Source organism: Natrinema sp. H-ect1 (genome assembly GCF_041821105.1).
Lineage (GTDB): Archaea > Halobacteriota > Halobacteria > Halobacteriales > Natrialbaceae > Natrinema > Natrinema thermotolerans.
This window is the reverse complement of sequence record NZ_JBGUBA010000002.1, coordinates 458,927-475,531: the sequence shown is the minus strand read 5'-3', so window position 1 is coordinate 475,531 and position 16,605 is coordinate 458,927. Positions and strand designations below refer to the sequence as shown.

14 protein-coding genes are annotated in these 16,605 nt (G+C 67.5%); 2 read left to right on the top strand and 12 right to left on the bottom strand.

Annotated elements, in window-relative coordinates:
- Window positions 1–5: 5 nt before the first annotated feature.
- Complete coding sequence (locus ACERIM_RS06615; protein WP_373631799.1) at window positions 6–947, bottom strand: ArsR family transcriptional regulator; 942 nt, start codon at window positions 945–947, stop codon at window positions 6–8.
- Window positions 948–1,073: 126 nt separating this feature from the next.
- Here ACERIM_RS06615 and ACERIM_RS06610 point away from each other — a divergent pair, with 126 nt between their 5' ends.
- The gene (locus ACERIM_RS06610; RefSeq protein ID WP_373631798.1) at window positions 1,074–2,369 is read left to right on the top strand and encodes an MFS transporter; all 1,296 of its coding nucleotides are present in this window, start codon (window positions 1,074–1,076) and stop codon (window positions 2,367–2,369) included.
- Between the two features lie 9 nt (window positions 2,370–2,378).
- Here ACERIM_RS06610 and mutL read toward each other — a convergent pair whose 3' ends face one another.
- The 9 genes from mutL to ACERIM_RS06565 all read right to left on the bottom strand — a co-directional run bounded on the left by mutL (window position 2,379) and on the right by ACERIM_RS06565 (window position 13,534).
- Complete coding sequence (gene mutL / locus ACERIM_RS06605; protein WP_373631797.1) at window positions 2,379–4,583, bottom strand: DNA mismatch repair endonuclease MutL; 2,205 nt, start codon at window positions 4,581–4,583, stop codon at window positions 2,379–2,381.
- Window positions 4,584–4,718: 135 nt separating this feature from the next.
- A complete protein-coding gene (locus ACERIM_RS06600) occupies window positions 4,719–5,621 on the bottom strand; it encodes a hypothetical protein (RefSeq protein ID WP_373631796.1) in 903 nt (300 codons plus the stop codon).
- 125 nt (window positions 5,622–5,746) lie between these two features.
- Window positions 5,747–6,547, bottom strand: coding sequence for an SDR family NAD(P)-dependent oxidoreductase (locus ACERIM_RS06595; RefSeq protein ID WP_373631795.1), 801 nt, complete (start codon window positions 6,545–6,547; stop codon window positions 5,747–5,749).
- Between the two features lie 593 nt (window positions 6,548–7,140).
- Window positions 7,141–9,810 (bottom strand): DNA mismatch repair protein MutS, encoded by a 2,670-nt coding sequence (gene mutS, locus ACERIM_RS06590; protein ID WP_373631794.1) that lies wholly within the window; start codon window positions 9,808–9,810, stop codon window positions 7,141–7,143.
- Between the two features lie 264 nt (window positions 9,811–10,074).
- Window positions 10,075–10,797, bottom strand: coding sequence for a hypothetical protein (locus tag ACERIM_RS06585; protein ID WP_373631793.1), 723 nt, complete (start codon window positions 10,795–10,797; stop codon window positions 10,075–10,077).
- A gap of 86 nt (window positions 10,798–10,883) precedes the next feature.
- Complete coding sequence (locus tag ACERIM_RS06580; RefSeq protein ID WP_006651112.1) at window positions 10,884–11,207, bottom strand: hypothetical protein; 324 nt, start codon at window positions 11,205–11,207, stop codon at window positions 10,884–10,886.
- 48 nt (window positions 11,208–11,255) lie between these two features.
- Window positions 11,256–11,501 (bottom strand): hypothetical protein, encoded by a 246-nt coding sequence (locus tag ACERIM_RS06575; protein WP_373631792.1) that lies wholly within the window; start codon window positions 11,499–11,501, stop codon window positions 11,256–11,258.
- An 84-nt stretch (window positions 11,502–11,585) separates the two neighbouring features.
- Entirely contained in the window at window positions 11,586–12,404 is an 819-nt protein-coding gene (locus tag ACERIM_RS06570; protein ID WP_006651110.1) for a hypothetical protein, read from the bottom strand.
- Window positions 12,401–13,534, bottom strand: coding sequence for an ATP-binding cassette domain-containing protein (locus ACERIM_RS06565; protein WP_373631791.1), 1,134 nt, complete (start codon window positions 13,532–13,534; stop codon window positions 12,401–12,403). The genes ACERIM_RS06570 and ACERIM_RS06565 overlap by 4 nt, the downstream gene beginning before the upstream one ends.
- A 119-nt stretch (window positions 13,535–13,653) precedes the next feature.
- Here ACERIM_RS06565 and ACERIM_RS06560 point away from each other — a divergent pair, with 119 nt between their 5' ends.
- Entirely contained in the window at window positions 13,654–14,418 is a 765-nt protein-coding gene (locus tag ACERIM_RS06560) for a universal stress protein (protein WP_373631790.1), read from the top strand.
- 29 nt (window positions 14,419–14,447) lie between these two features.
- On the opposite strand, the gene ACERIM_RS06555 is transcribed toward ACERIM_RS06560, so the two are convergent.
- On the bottom strand, window positions 14,448–15,140 hold the full coding sequence (locus ACERIM_RS06555) for a universal stress protein (protein ID WP_373631789.1): 693 nt from the start codon (window positions 15,138–15,140) through the stop codon (window positions 14,448–14,450).
- The gene (locus ACERIM_RS06550; protein ID WP_006651106.1) at window positions 15,137–16,558 is read right to left on the bottom strand and encodes an APC family permease; all 1,422 of its coding nucleotides are present in this window, start codon (window positions 16,556–16,558) and stop codon (window positions 15,137–15,139) included. The genes ACERIM_RS06555 and ACERIM_RS06550 overlap by 4 nt, the downstream gene beginning before the upstream one ends.
- Between the last annotated feature and the right edge of the window lie 47 nt (window positions 16,559–16,605).

Genomic DNA, 16,605 nt, shown 5'->3' with positions numbered 1-16,605 from the left:
TACCGCTACCGGGCAGGTTCGGCGCTCTCGACCGTCGCGGACTGAACCGCGAACTCGTCGTCGACGGTGATCAGCAACGACTCGTCCCCGACGGGGATCGAGACCGTACACCGCCACGGCTCCGTCGCCGTTACCGATGCGGCGTCTCCGGAGACGCACCACTCGAGTTCCCAGAACGGCGTCGCCGAAAGCGAGCGGCCGCGCTCGGCGGCGAACCGAACGACGCGTTCGTGTTCGAGGAGGACCAGCCCCGGTTCCGGTCGAAGGCGATTGCCACACCGGCGACAGCGGAACGTCGCGATCGGATCGTCCTCGGGGGCCGCGTCGTCGCCGTCGGAGTCGGCACTGGCGTCACCGTCGACCAGCGACGGAACCGTGACCGCCATCGGCCCCGTACAGGCCGGACAGACCCCATCACGGGCAAGCGCCACGTGAGACCGAACGCGCCGATCGAACGCCTCGAGGACGTCCGGTAACGTGCGGGACTCGAGCCCACCCGGTGGGAACGGGTACCTGACGAGTCGGTCATCGCAGGCGCCGCACTCGATGGTAAGCCACTCCTCGCGGTACGACGCGACGAGTGTCTCCGCCCCGCAGTGCGGACAGCGGCCGTCGATCCCTTCGGGGCCGAATGCGGCCCGCCGGTTGTACGTCCCCTCAAGGATCGAGGTCGCCACGGCCCAGCCCGCGTATCGGAGTTCGTATCCGTCGTCCGTCCGCCTGACGAAGTGCCCCGTCAGTTCCCCGAGGTGGTAGTTGAACTGCGCGCTCACTTCGGCACCCACCTGCTCGCGCAGCGTCGAGAACGACGCGGGGTACTCGTCCCCCGTGCGACTCGCCTCGAGAAGCGCCCGCAGAATGTCGACTCGGCGGTCGTGTCCGAGCAGGGAGAAGGCGTCGGCGGGAACGAGATCGTCAGGCGCCGGCTCCGTCCGCTCGCGATCCATGCCTCGAACGTCGTCCCGACGCTGCAATAATCCTGCCGCCGTGGCGCCCACAGGAGTGTTAAATCTCCAACTAAAACTCGCGTTCGCGAGCGTATTTCCGGGCTCGGCAGTAGGTATGGGACGACGATGTCGCGAGTTCGCGGAGGGCGCTCGGTCGCTATCCCCTACTACCTGTACCAGATGGCCGACTCGGTCGGATTCATCTGGCCGGTGTTTACCCTCTTTCTGTTGTGGAACGGTCTCACCTACGTCCAGATCGGGACGTTGAGTGCGATGTCCGCGGTTCTCGTCGTCTCGCTTGAGGTCCCGACGGGCTACGTCGCCGACCGGTACGGCCGTCGGCTCGTTCTTGGAGCAGGGATGCTCTCGATGGCCGCCTCGACGGCGGGATTCGTCGTCGCCGACGCCTTCCTCGAGTTCGCGGTACTGTACGCACTCTGGGCGCTCTCGATGGCGCTCCAGAGCGGGACCGCCGATGCGTGGCTCTACGACGCACTCGGCGGCGACAGAGCGGAGAACGAACCGTCCGAATCGCGACGGTTCACACGCGTACGGGGCCGGGGCGGGGCCGTCCACCAGTGGACGTCGGCCGTCACGATGATCGGCGGGGGCTTCCTCTACGTCGTCCACCCGACCGCTCCCTTCGTCGCCTCGGCGTTGCTCAACGCGGTCGGCGTGCTGGTGGTCCTCGCCATGCCGCGAAATTCGCGGTTCGAGGGGGCGGCCGCGAACTCCGGGAAGACGGACGAGCGGCTCGGCGTCTTCGAATCGCTCTCCGTACTCGCCGCGCGACTCGCGGTCCCCCTGATTCGGGCGGTCGTCGCCTACGCCGCGCTGTTTTTCGGCATCGTACACGCGGCCGACACGTACGTCCAGCCGATCACGGTCGACGTTCTCCGCGCACAGGTCGGTGGGGCGCTCGAGAACGTCGCCGTCGCCGGGATCGCAATCCGACCGGCGGCGCTGCTCGGGTTCGTCTACGCGGGGTTCGCGGCCGTGGCCGCCGTCGGCAGCTACTACGCCGAGGCCGTCCGTCGGCGGTTCGGACTCCGGCACGCGCTCCGGTGGCTCCCGGTCTGTGTCGCCGCGTCGTTTCTCCTACCGCTTGCCGTCCCGTTGCTCTCGGTTCCGGTCTTCGTCGGTATGAAAGGTAGCGAGGCGCTCTCGAAGCCGCTCGTCGCACAGTTCCTCAACGACCGGATACCCGACGCCGGCCGGGCGACCGTCCTGAGCGGGGTTTCGATGGGCAATGCGCTCGTCCGTGCGCCGTTGCTGCCTCTGGCCGGCGTCGTCGCGGACCGGGCGGCCCCGACCGGTGCCGTCGCCGCGCTCGGTGGCGGTTTCCTCACGGTCACCGCCGTCGGGTACCTCCTCGCGTCGCCGCTCGCCGACGCCGCACCGGGGGCACCGTCGGACGGCTAACCCTCTCCGTCAGCCGCCGTGGCCCGGATAGTCCCGCTCGAACCGATCCTCGATCTCGGCCTCGTCGAAGCGGACGATCACCGGCCGGCCGTGCGGGCAGGAATAGGGGTTCTCGCAGTCGTCCAACGCCTCGAGCAGGTCGACGACCGACCCCTCCGTCAACGACGTGTTCCCGGTGATCGACGGATAGCACGCGAGGTCGCCGAGGAACTCGTCGGCCAGCGCGTCGACCGTCTCGGCCCCCGCCTCACGGTCGCCCGCGACGAACGAGGCCAACACGTCCCGCAGGCGATCGGGCTCGAGGGTCTCCTCGAGGACGGCGGGGACGGTCGTCACGGCGACGGTACGGTCGTCGGTCCGGTCGGCGTAAAATCCCAGTCGCGAGAGCGCCTCGCTGTACTGCGCGAAGGCCTCGGCCTCGGCGGCGGTCAACTCGAGTTCGACGGGGTCGGCCAGCGCCTGCGCGGTGGCGTCGTCGGCGAAGGCCGCCTGCAGGCGCTCGTAGTTGACCCGCTCGTCGGCGGCGTGTTGATCGATCAGGACGAGCCCGTCGTCGGTCTCACAGACCAGATAGGTGTCGTGGAGCTGTCCCAGCACCCGCAGAGCAGGCAGCGAGTCGAACGCGGTTTCGTTGCCCGTCGCGGCCTCGCCGGTCAGGGTTCGCTGCTCGGTCGCGGCGTCGAACTTGCGGTCGGCATCGTGGTCGCGGTCCCGATTCGTCCCGGACCCGCTCGAGGCTCCTGTGGTGGCCGTCCGATCGGACTCCCCCTCCGTCTCGCTCGAGTCAACGGCGGACCCGCCGGTGTCGGACGCCGGCTCCCCAGCGGGCTCCGCCGCAGTCGGAGGCGTCGACCCGCTCGAGTCCGAGTTGGCGCTCGCGGCCCGATCGCCGGCCGCGCCGCTCGGATCGGCGATGGGGTCGCCGGCGTCCGTTTCCGTTCTCGCGTCCGCAGCCCCGTCGGTCGATGACCGCTCGACAAGATCGTCGTCACCGTCGCGTTCGGTCCCGCTCGAGTCGGTCGCCGCCGACGACGCCGTTTCGACGCCGTCCTCGAGCGTCGCGGGTTCGCCACCGGCAGCGGCCGGATCGGTCCCGGCTCCGGTTCCGCGCGCGTCGGGCCGGACCCGCGCCTCGCCGGGGGCCGACCGACCACGCGGGGCACGCGAGCGAAGCAGGCCGTGTTCGAGCAACGCCGATTCGACCGCGGCGTCGACCTGCCGGCGGACCGCATCGTCGTCGTCGAAACGGACCTCCCGCTTGCGCGGGTGGACGTTGACGTCGACCGCCCCGCCGGGTACCTCGAGGAAGAGGGTGACGAACGGGTAGCGGTCGCCGCCCAGTTGCGTCCCGTAGGCACCCATGAGTCCCTCGCGGACGGCGTCGGCGGTGACGGCGCGGCCGTTGACGTAGGTCGCGAGGTAGTCCCGACTCGAGCGGTTGGTCTCCGGATGGGAGACGAGCCCCGAGACGGACTCGAGGGGGCCCGGCGGGAGGTCGTCGGCGTCGGCCTCGACGGGGATCATCGAGGAGGCGACCTCGCGGCCGTAGACAGCTAGGACGGCGGCCTGGAGGTCACCCTGGCCGGTCGTCGAGAACACCTCGCGGCCGTCGTGGGTCAGCGAGACGGCGACGTCCGGGTTCGCGAGCGCGTAGCGGGTGACGACGCGATTGACGTGGGAAAACTCCGTCGCGGTCGTCTTGAGGAACTTCCGCCGGGCGGGCGTGTTGTAGAAGAGGTCCTCGATTTCGACGGTGGTTCCAGCGGGACAGCCCGTCGGCTCGACACTGGTCACGTCGCCGCCCTCGTAGACGAGTTCCGTCCCCGCACCCTCGCTCCCGCGGGGCCGCGAGCGGATGGTCATTCGCGAGACCGAACCGATCGTGTGGAGGGCCTCACCGCGGAATCCCAGCGTCGCGACGCCCGACTCTAAGTCCTCGAGGCCGTCGATCTTGCTGGTCGTGTGTTCGCGGACGGCCGCCCGAAGGTCGGCCTCGCTCATTCCGCGGCCGTCGTCGGCGACCCGGATCAGGTCGGTGCCGCCCGCCTCGACAGTGACGTCGACGCTGTCGGCGTCGGCGTCTAAGCTGTTCTCGACGAGTTCCTTCACCGCGCTGGCTGGTCGCTCGACGACCTCGCCGGCGGCGATCCGGGCGACGGTGTCCTCGTCTAACTGGTGGATCTCGGTGTCGTCCTGGGGTGGGTCGGTAGTCATTGCTGGATTCGAGTACGGCGGCGTCGGTACCGTCGGCGTTCGTCCCCGTCGTGCGCACTCGATGGGGATCCCGGTGCGCTCCCATCGGTCCTCGTCCGCGGTCCGTTCATGGTTTTGGCTCGCGTTCGAACGGCGTTAAATTGTGGTTTGGGAATCGGCCGTCCCCCGCCGCGCCCGCTCGATCGCGTCGCGAACGACCTCGGCGTCCTCGATCGCCGACCGATCACAGCGAACGGCCGGTCGCCACCGGCGCTCGAGGACGAGTCGATCCGCGGTCGTTCGCACGTCGACGATCCGGTCCCACGGGACGAACCGCCTGTACGACGGAATGTGACGAGGTTCGATGACGATGCCGTCGGGATAGGCGCGGACGTCGGCGCGGGCACCTTCGAGCCCGGAGACCGAGAACAGCGTCAGGTCGTCGCCGCCCGGGTTCGGGATCGAGAGCGTCGGTGCCCACCCGAGGACGATGAAGACGATCGATGGGAGGAGGAACCGGTACGAGGACGTGCCGGCGACGAGCGAGGCCGCCGTTCCGACCCCGAGCAGGGCGAGGCCGATGGCGATCAGGAACGCGTGGGTCCCGGATTGATACCACGTCCAGTCGACGAGCATGTCGTCGCGATCGTCGATCACCGCACCGACGTAGGCGTCGCGCGTCGTCCGCGACAACAGCCAGCCCGAGAGGACGACCGCACCCGACGCGATACCGAGCAGTAGCAGCTGCCAGTCCCGTGCGCCTGTGTCGGTCACGGAGCGGACGCCGACACCGCCCGCGACGAGCCACGTGGGCGCCCAACAAGCGACGGTCCGCAACCGCGAGGCACCGAATCGGATCGCGGCGTCGGCGGTGACACGCGCGACGATGGCCCCACAGAGCAAGCCGGCGGTGAACGCGGTCGGAACCAGCGCGACGAGAGCGTCGCTCGAGGCCCCCGCGGCGACTCCACCGAGCGCGACGAGGCCGACTGCGACCGCCGCGACGTACAGGCCAACGGCCGCAACCACGTCGATGCCGGGGTTCCCAGGAGTCGCCATCGGCTACACTTGGTAGCCGGTCGACATATTCGTTACCCGTCCGTGCTACCGCGGGGCGCCCCGGATCGATCCGCCAGCGGCTGACACCTGGACAGAGGGAAAGCGAGACGGAGTTCCCGACGCCGTCAGTCCTCGAGGCCCAGGTCCTGCGACATCGAGTTGCCGGCTCGCGGGACGCCTTTCACCGTCACGGTCTCGCCGTTCATGAAGGCGGCGGCGGGGCTGGCGAGGAACTGCGCGACATCGGCGATGTCCTCGCCGTAGCCGATGCGGCGGTCGGTCTCCTCGCGGGGCGGCATGTCCTCGCTGTCGATACCGAGCGTCTCGGCGACGCCGGGCGTCTGGATCAGGCCGGGCGCGATGCAGTTGACGCGGATGCCGTACTCGGCCCACTCGACGGCCAGCGTCTCGGTCAGGCGGATGATCGCGGCCTTGGACGCGCCGTAGTGGCTCTCGCCGGGCGCGGCGTGCTGTCCGTTGACGCTGGACATGTTGATGATGACCCCGCCGTCGCCCTCGCGCATGACCTCGCCGGCCAGTTGCGTGCAGTGGACCGTGCTGTTCAGGTTGAGATCGACGATGGTCTCCCAGCCGTTCGCGGAGATGTCCTCGAAGGGGGCGACGAACTCCCCGCCGGCGTTGTTCACGAGGATGTCGACATCGCCGAACTCGTCGACCGTCTCGTCGACGAGGTTCTGGACCTGCTCGCGCTCGCGGACGTTGCACTCGACCGCGAGCGCCTCGCCGTCGGCCTCGCTGTCGTTGATCTCCTCGGCGACCGGGCCGACCCGATCCATCGAACGCGAACAGATGGCGACGTCCGCGCCGCCTGCGGCCAGTGTCTTCGCGATCGATTCGCCGATTCCCTGGCTCGCGCCGGTGACGATGGCGGTCTTCCCCGCCACGTGGAAGTCTGCTTCGTGCATCGTGCTACCGAGTGCCCCAGTATCTCAAAGTTCTACCGATCGCCGACGGCCTCGCCGTCTCTCGGTCGCGTGGCATCGACGGTCGTGTCGCCCCCGGATCCGCCCACCCAGCTCGTGTACGCCGCCCCGCTATGCTGCTCGCGCTTTCTGTCGGTCCTGCGATCGTACACGGGCCCGCTCGAGGCGTTCGAACGGGACCGCCACCAGTAGTTTCCGGTTCGCGTTCCTCCGCTGGAGCCGGAGAACAATCCAATTCAGGGCACGCAAGTGATGCGAAAAATATACATTATTATATATTTAAAATAGTCGTACGATGAATGATAGACCGATTATCTTCCGCCTTAATCTGATTATCGTACTTTTGCTTAGCAACCTTGTACTGCTGCTTTACCTTATTCTCCCGCGTGAGTTGTTACTTATTGGGGTCGGTTTGATTTTGTTCCTCGGTCCGATGGTGGCTCTGCTAACACTCCGACTTCTTCGATAAGTGCGCATGTCCACCTGTCGATTCAGCCGCTCCGTTTTCGGAACCCATCCGAACACCGATCGCTACCTCTCGCTCTCCGACATCGAACGCGGCGTCGGCGGCCAGGTCACTCCTCGAGTCGCTCCTGTAGCTCCTGGACCCGCGAGACGAGTTCGATCGGCGGCGTCGTGTTGACGTCGATCGACTCGAGGTCCTCGAGGACGGCCTCGGTCTCGGGATCGGTCGCGGTCGCCGACTCGCCCGCCGGGCCACCGTCGGTCGACGCCGCCTGCGACCGGTCTTGGGACTCGGTCTGCATCGTCCCGCTGCCCAGATCGAAGACCGCCTGCACCGGCTCGCTCGAGGCCCCGCCTTTCGCCTCGATTGCTTTCTCCTCGCGTAGGCGCTCGAGGACTTCCCTCGAGCGGTCGACGACGGGGTCCGGAACGCCGGCGAGATCGGCAACGTGGACGCCGTAGGACCGATCCGTGGGGCCGTCACGGACGGTCCGGAGGAAGGTCACCTCGCCGTCGCGTTCGTCGGCCGCGACGTGGACGTTGGCGACGCGGGGGAGGTTCTCCGCGAGGCCGGTCAGTTCGTGGTAGTGGGTCGCAAAGAGGGTCTTCGCTTTCACTTCGTTGTGCAGGTACTCCGTGGCGGCCCACGCGATCGAGATGCCGTCGTAGGTCGCGGTGCCCCGCCCCACCTCGTCCAAGATGACCAGCGACTCCTCGGTCGCGGTGTGGAGGATGTTCGAGAGTTCGCTCATCTCGACCATGAACGTCGACCGGCCCTGTGCGAGTTCGTCGAGCGCGCCGACGCGAGTGAAGATGCCGTCGACGACGCCGATCTCGGCCGCCTCGGCCGGAACGAAGCTCCCGATCTGGGCCAGCAGGACGATACACGCGACCTGTCGCATGTACGTCGACTTGCCGGACATGTTGGGGCCGGTGACGACCAGAAAGCCGCGGTCCTCGTCCATGCGGACGTCGTTGGGCACGAACTCCGTCGTCTGTTCGACGACCGGATGGCGACCCTGCTCGATCGTCAGGTTCTCGCCCCGATGCAGTTCCGGCCGTACCCAGCGGTTCTCGGCGGCGTGGGTCGCCAGACTCGCCAGTGCGTCGATCGTCGCTAAGGCCCGGCCGACGTCCTGCAGCAGTGCCGACCGCTCGGCCACCGCGTCGCGGAGTTCCGCGAAGAGTTCGTACTCGAGGTCCCCGCGCCGGTCCTCGAGCCGGAGGATATCGCGTTCTTTCTCCTCGAGTTCCTCGGTCGTGAACCGCTTGGAGTTTTTCAGCGTCTTGATCTGCTCGTAGTGGTCGGGCACGCCGTCCGCGGCCGATTTGCCGACCTGAATGTAGTAGCCGTCGGTCTTGTTCCGGTCGACGGTGACGTGTGAGAGGCCGTGTTGGCGCTTCTCGCGCTCGGCGAGGGTATCGAGCCACTCCCTGACTTCCTCGTGGCGCTCGATCACCTCGTCGAGTTCCGCGTCGTACCCCTTCCGGAGGAGTTCCCCCTGCGTCACCGTCGACGGGGGGTCCTCGGCGACGGCTTCCTCGAGGGTCTCGCGCAGTTCCCGCGCGGCCGCCCGGTCCGGCCGGTCGACGATCGCCGAGAGGGGGGAGTCGGCCAGTGCCGGCGTCGACTCGATCGTCTCGGCCACGGCCGGGAGAACGGCCAGCGTCTCGCGGACGGCAACCAGATCCCGGGCGTCGGCGCTGCCGTGGCTGGCCTTCGAGGCGAGGCGGGCAAGATCGTAGGCCTCGCCGAGGTGATCCAGCAGTTCGTCGCGGGCCAGCGCCGCCGTCGAGAGCGCGTCGACGCTCGCCTGTCGCTCCTCGAGGGTCTCGAGCGACCGTCTGGGCCGCTGGAGCCATTCTTTGAGCAGGCGGCCGCCGGCGCTGGTCTCGGTGTGATCGATCGTCGCGAACAGCGAGCCGTCGCGCTCGCCTTGCATCGTCTCGGTCAACTCGAGGTTGCGCTGGGTGGTCGCGTCCAGGGTGACGTGGTCGTCGCCGTGGTGGGCCTGGATGCGGGTCATCGAGGCCAGCACGCCCGCGCCGGTCTCCTCGACGTAGGAAAGCACCGCACCGGCGGCCGCGAGCGTCTGCTCGCCGACTGACAGTCGGTCGACGGTCTCGGTTCCGAACTGCTCACGGACAGTGTGGGCACCGCGTTTCGGCGCGAACGCGTCGGTCTCGTGGAGCGTCAGCGTCGCGTCGACGCGCTCGCGAAGTTTCCCGAGCAGGTCGTCGTCCGTCCGCACTTCGGGGCCGGGCAGGACCTCGACTGGATCGAATCGGTAGAGTTCCGTCAGCGCCTCGTCGGCGTCGGCGGCGTCGGCGACGAGAAAGCGGCCGGTCGTCACGTCGGCGAACGCGAGGCCGTAGCCGTCACTGCTCGCCCCGCCGACCTCGCCCCCGTCGACGACCGCCGCCATGTACTGGGCGTCGGCGTCGCTCGTCTCGAGTAGGGTCCCGGGCGTCACGACGCGGACGATTTCCCGGGCGTGGCCGGAATCGGTCTCGTACTGGTCGGCGACGGCGACGCGGTAGCCGCGTTCGACTAAGGCCTTGAGATAGGGCGTCAGGTCGTCGATCGGCACGCCGGCCATCGGATAGGAGGAACCGTGCGAGGACTTCTGTGAGACTTTGAGGTCGAGTTCCTCGCTGACGAGTTCGGCGTCCTCCCCGAAGAACTCGTAGAAATCGCCACACTGCATCGTCAGGAGGTCGGCGTCGGTGTCTTCCTTGAGCGAGAAGAACTCGCCGACGATCCCCGTCGCCTCGGTCATATCCGGTGACTGTCCCTCCACCGCAAAAACCCTGCGGGATCCGCGGTGAACGTGGCCGGGCAGCGACGGGGACGAGGACGGACATCGATCCGGTATGATACCCCGATGCTCCGTCAAGTACGTAAAAAACGGCGCGGGCTACTTTCTGAGACCGCTGATGAAGTTATTCGCTCGAGTCCGAACGGCAGACAGCACTCCCGGTCCCTTGTGCCCCTGCTCCGGTTCGAGTTCGCGGTTAGTCTTCGGTGAGCGGCCCATGTTCACCTATCCTTTCCTTCTCGCTACCCATAAAACTGTGGCAATCCCAAGTACGAGGAGAGTCGTGAACAGCGTCGGGTAGAAGAACTCGTCCGGACTACCGTCCAGCGTTAAAACGGCCGAGAACAGGAGGCAAAGTACGCCCGCGACTAACGAGAAAAGCGTCGTATGTAGCCCGACGACGTTAGTCTGATTCGTCTCCCGCATCGATTCGGTCCACTCGTCGTATTCGTTTAGTTGAAAAAGGAGCCACTCACGGTCCGTATACCCGCCCGCAACGACGTCTTTTCGATGGTCACTACTCACGCCGAAACTCGGATCCGAGACGGAATACGTCCAGATACCCGCCACGATGGAAGCGAGCAAAAACACGACGCCACTGGTCGTTAGTCTGAACGGCCACGTTCCGATCTCCTCGGTCGTTATCGAATCACCACTGATCTGAATCGCAGAGATAACGAGGCCGATAAAGAGAACCGCAGTTCGGACCGTCCGCATAGCCTTGTCATCGATATCACCCAACAGCGATATCTGTTCGTCGAGTACCTCACGGGACTCCTTTCGAACTATCTCGAGAGCTGCGATATCGACTTTCTCGGCCGGGGTTTGCTGCTCGCCCGGTTCAGAACCGTTGGGACGTGCTGTCGATCTAGAACCGTCGACAGGGAGGCTGTCGTTGCCAGATTCGGACTTCGGTTTCGAATCGGAGTCCGATTCGTTCTGGCCCATTGCTCGTCTGAACCACGCAACGGGTGTTATAAAGGGTTTTTACCTTCGTCTAAGTCGCGGACTAAGCATTCAGGTTCCGACCGGATTCAGTATAACAACCCGCCCAGCGGCACGTCCTCGTCCGGCGAGACCAGCACGGGATACCCCTCCTCACTGGGAACGCCGACGGTCAGCGCCTCCGATTTGAACCCCGCGATCCGCACGGAGCCGAGGTTCGTCGCGCACAGCACCTGCCGGCCCTCGAGGTCGGCGGCGTCGTGATGGTGGTCCAACTGCGCCGCGGACTGGATCTCCTCGTCGCCGAGGTCGATCCACAGCTTGGTCATCTCGGGTTTCTCGGCTTCAGGGAACGGTTCGGCCTCGAGTACCTCGCCAACCTCGATCGTCACGTCGAACGGGCTCTCGACCATGCCCCACGGTACCGTCGCCACCGAAAACTAGGTATCGGTCCGCGACCGTCAGCCGCCGCGGGTGCGGTACCAGACGCGGGCACCGATCGGCGACTCGTCGGCCGCGAGATCGAGTCGCCGGAGGACGAGATCCCGGATCGCGACCGTCACGACGAGTTCGACCGACTCGCCGCCCTCGGCGGTTACCTCGAAAACGGCGTGACCGTCCCGTTGGTCGATGGCGGCGATCGTTCCGACCGACCACCGCTCGAGGTCGTGTGTCGGTTTCCGCGCGTGGATCCTGTCGTGGGCCATACGAAATCGAACGGGTGCCACGGGGGAGAGTCTGGCGGGGGGCGACGGTTCCGGATGCCGTCGGTCCGGCGGGCTGAAAGCGGGTCAGTAGTCCCCGAGGACGCCGAGCCGTCTCGCCCGACGGGTCGCGTACTGGAAGATCGCGTAGCCGAGCGCGACGTAGCCGACGGCGACCCCGAGCAGGATCGCGAGATCGACCGCAGGGAACTCCCAGAGGCGGACGTCGTGGATCATCGTCCGCTGGAGGAGCGCGCTGCCCTGGGCGAGCGGGAAGAATCGCAGCCAGCCGAGATCGAACGCGGGCGCGGAGATCAGCACGATAAAGCCGAACTGGAGCAGGTTGAGCCAGTTGCCGACCCGCTTGTAGAGGACGGTCACGCCGCCGGCGGCCAGTCCGAGACCCAGCACCGAGACGATGCTGAGCGTCGCGACGACGACGATCGTCAGGACGTTCAACTCGAGGCTCCGCCCGGTGATGAGCAGCATCACCGCCAGCAGCACCGACGAGGTGACGAACGACCGGACGATCTTGGCGAGGCCCTTCAACAGCGCCACGGGGGCGAAGCCAAACGGCGACATGACGTGGCGCTCGAGGGTCCCCCACTGGACTTCGCTCCCGATATCGTTCGCGATCGAGGAGTACGCCCCGACCGAGAGCGACCACAGGAAGTAGCCGACGATGATCCCCTCGATCGAGTCGGTCAAGGCCTGTCCGGCGATCGCCCGGCCGCCGTAGAACAGTAGCCCGAAGAAAAACACCGAGGCGATGAGCCCGCCGATAGCGTTCGCGGGATAGCGAACGAAAACCAGGTACTCGCGATAGAGGACGGCCCGCGCGAGGTGGCGGTAGCCGGCCGGCCGCGGCCGGTCGGTCCCGTCCTGCCGACCCGCGCCCGCGCTCATCGCCCACCTCGATCGCCGCTCGTCAACTCGACGAAGACGTCCTCGAGGTCCGGCTCGACCGTCCGGACGCGCTCGAGGGTCACGCCGGCGTCGCGGAGCCGTGCCAGCAGCTCGTAGAGGCCGTCGCTGTCGGTCACGACCTCGATCCGGTGGCCGGCGTCGCGTCGCTCGGCCTCGATCGCGTCGAAGCGCCGGCGGAGCTGCGAGACGAGCGCGGCGTCGATGTCGGCGCTCGTGATCCGAACGCAGTGGCGGTCCGTGTCGGACAGCAAGGCGTCGACGGTATCGTCCGCGATGATCGCTCCGTCGGACATGATGAGGACGCGGTCACAGACCGTCTCGACGACGTCCATATCGTGGCTGCTGAGGACGACGGTGAGGTCCTCCTCCGCGGCGAGGCGTCGCAGTTCCCGCTGGAGCGTCCGGGAACTCTCGATGTCCAACCCGAGCGTCGGTTCGTCGAGAAAGACGACCTCGGCACCACCGGCGAGGACGCTCGCCAGCGACACCTTCTGTTTCATCCCCCGGGAAAGGTCGCGGACCGGAACGTCGGCCTTCGCCTCGAGGTCGAGCTGGGCCAGCAGCCGGTCGTGGCGGTCGCGGACCGAGTTCGGGTCGACGCCGCTGATCGTAGCGAAGTACCGCAGGTTCTCCCGAACGGTCAGCCGCCAGTAGTCGTTTCGCGCCCCCTCGAGCATGGCATCGACGGCGCTGTAGGCCGCCCGCGGTCGTTCCCGGAGGTCGATGCCACGGATCCGGACGCTGCCCGCGTCCGGCACGACCATCCCGAGAATCGACTTGATGAGCGTCGTCTTACCGGCACCGTTCGGTCCCAACAGGCCCACGATCGAGCCGGTCTCGATGTCGACGCTCACGTCGTCGACCGCGGTGACCGCCGTCTCGCCGGCCCCGAACCGCTTCGAGAGTCCGTCGACGGAGACGGCGACGTCGCGACTATCCGTCGCCGACGGCTCGCGGCTGTCCGGGCGCGTCTCGGTCGGTGGCCGCTCCCGGTCGAACCCTCGGTCAGTCCCCACCGCGTCATCGCCGGGCGGCGCACCGGCTCCCTCACTGAACGCGGCCACGGCGTCCGTTCCGTTCGTCGTCACGCTGTTTTCTCGCGCCGTCACGGTACTGGTTTAAGTGGCGGAGCTACAAAAACGCGCGGCCGTCCGCCGAAACGGGGCTCGAGGGGGCTGTCGTCGGCCGGGATATATTACGCTGCCCGTGGGAGAGTCACTCGTCAGTCATGTCAGACCGCGCCCATCGCGTGTTGATCCCGGTCGACGTCCTCGAGGGGGAGAGCGTTCCGCGGACGCTCGTCGACGCGTTCGCGTCGATTCCGGTCGTCCTGCTGGGCTATCGCGAACTCCCGGACCAGACCGGCACGGAGCAGGCACGCGATCAGTACGGCGATCGCATGCGGGCCGAACTCGCGGAGCGACGGACGGTGTTCGAGGACGCCGGCTGCGACGTCGCGTCGCGGTTGGCGTTTACTCACTCCCGACTGAAGACGTTCGAACGCGTCGCCGTCGAGGAATCGTGCGACGCCGTCCTTATCCTCAACCCGGCACCCGTCCTCGAGACGGTTCTCGTCGCGATTCGGAGCGACGTCAACGTCGACCACATCGCCCGACTACTCCGTACGGTCCTCGCCGAGACGACGCTCACGGTCACCCTCTTTCACGTCGCGACCGACGAGGGAGAGCGAGACGCGGGCGCGGAACTGCTCGAGACGGCGCGGTCGGAACTGGTGGCCGCTGGCCTCGACGACGGGCGGATCGACAGCACGGTCGTCGTCGACGACTCGCCTACGGCGGCGATCCTCGACGCCGCGGCGGATCACGACCTCCTCGTCCTCGGCGAGAGTCGACCGTCGATCCGCCGGTACGTCTTCCGGGATCGCGTCGAACGGCTGGCACGGGAGACGGTCGATCCGGTCCTCGTGATTCGCGGCGAGTACCTCGAGACGACAGCAGAGGACACGGAACACGGCGGCGAAAACGAGGAGTAGCGACCGTGTGGGACACCCACACTCGGTAATCACGCGCCGTCGGAACTCCGGACGATGAGTACCGGACCGACCGACTCGGCGGCGACCCGCTCGGCGTCCTCGCCCAGCAGGAACGACCGGAGCGACGGTGCTTGCTCGCCCATGACGATGGCGTCGTGGTCCGCCGCGGCGTCGACAAGCGCCTCGAACGGCGCGTCGTCAACCGCGAGTTCGGTCTCGACATCGATACCGGCCGCGGCGAGGGCTTCGGCGGCCGCCTCGAGCGATTCGCGGCCGCCGGGCTCGTCGTCGGTCGCGAGAAAGAGCGTGACGTCGATCTCGCGGCCGGCGACCAGGTCGGCGACGAAGGAACCGATGCGGTCGACGGCGGCGGCGTCCGAGAGCGCCACGAGGAGCCGATCGACCGGTCCGGTCACGCCAGTGATGGCGTAGGCGTCCGCTCCCGTTTCCGCGGCGACCCGGTCGATCGTCTGCTCCCGGTCGTGAGTGAACACGAGACGATGATCGGCCGTGCTGCCGGCCGCTTCGAACTCGGCGGCGAGGTCGTCGAGGGCGGCGGTCGCCCGGTCCTCGTACTGGAGGCGCGCCTGGTCCGGCGGCGTCTGTTCGGGCAGGACGTGATAGCCGAGTACCGTCACGTCCGCCGGGGCGAGCAACGTCGGCAGGCCGGCCGGGACCGTCTCGCCCTCGAGGATCGCCAGCGGCACGAGGACGCGGGTCATTGGAGCGCCCCCCTGAGCGTAACGTCGCGGGCGTAGTAGGCGTACCACCCGGCGGCTGCGACCATAATTGCGATGCCGATGAGCTGTGACGCGCGTTGCATGAAGCCGATCAGGGCGAAGCTGGCGAGCGCCCCGAGTATCGGAACGACGGGATAGCCGGGCGTACGGAAGTCCGGATCGTACCACTCCGGTTCGTTCCGGCGCAGTGCGAGCAGGGCCACGCAGATCAGCCCGTACATGACCAGATGCAGGAACGAGGCGACCTCCGCGAGCAGTTCCACGCGGCCGGTCGCGACCAACACGAGGATCGGCCCGCCTGCCAACCCCAGCGCGACGTGTGGCGTGCCGTAGCGGAGGTTGATGTGGCTCGCCCGCCGCGGCAACAGGGCGTCCTTCGAGACGGCGTAGATGGCTCGAGAGGTGCTGAGGATCGACGCGTTCGCGCTCGACATGGTCGCGAGCAGCCCGCCGAAGACGATCGCGACGGCACCGGCCGCGCCGAGGTAGTGGCGGCCGACCTCGACCATGGCCGTCTCGCCGAACTCGGCGAGTCGTTCGCTCCCGAAGGCGCTCGTCGCGACGAAGATCGTCGCCACGTAGAGGACGCCGACGATGAGGACGGAGCCGACCATCGCCAGCGGCAGGTTCCGGCCGGGGTCTTTCATCTCCCCGGCAACGGTCGCGACCTGTGCGAAGCCGAGATACGAGGTGAACACGAGCGCCGCCGTCGTCAGTATCGGCATCGTGCCGAAGGGCGCGAACTGTTCGGGCGCGGACGGGTCGCCGATGAGCCCCATGGCGTCGAGGCCGCCGTATCCGAGGAAGACGACCAGAATCGACAGCAGTAACGCGACGATCCCGTTCTGGAGCTTCGCCGCGTTTTCCGTCCCGGTGACGTTCAACACCGTAAAGCCCGCGCCGAACAGCAGCGCCAGCGGGATGACGAGTCCGTCGCCGACCGCGACCCCGAGTTCGGCGAGCGTATCGACCGCGTAGTAGCCGAAGCCGACGAGGTAAAACGCCGTCGCGAACACCAGCCCGAACCACAGCGACAGTCCGACGACGGTCCCGGCGAGCGTCCCCAGACCGCGGGAGATGTAGTAGTAGCCGCCCCCGCTTTTCGGCATTGCCGTCGCGAGTTCCGACGTCGGCAAGGCGACCAGCAGAGCGACGAGCGCGCCGATCGCGAACGAGCCCGCCGCGGCAGGGCCCGCCTGCCCGGCGGCGAGTCCCGGAAAGACGAAGATGCCGGCCCCGATCATCGTCCCGATCCCGATGGCGAGGCCGCCGGTGAGCCCGAGCGTCCGCTCGAGTTCGGCGTCGTCGGTGATCGTCGCCTCGTCGGTCTCGACCGTCGGCTCGAGTTGCGGTGACTCCCCGTCGACGTTGGTCCCCGCGACCGGCGACGAATCGCTCATACGTACGATGTCGTCACCCTGTCGTATAGCTCTGCTGTCGCGTTCGG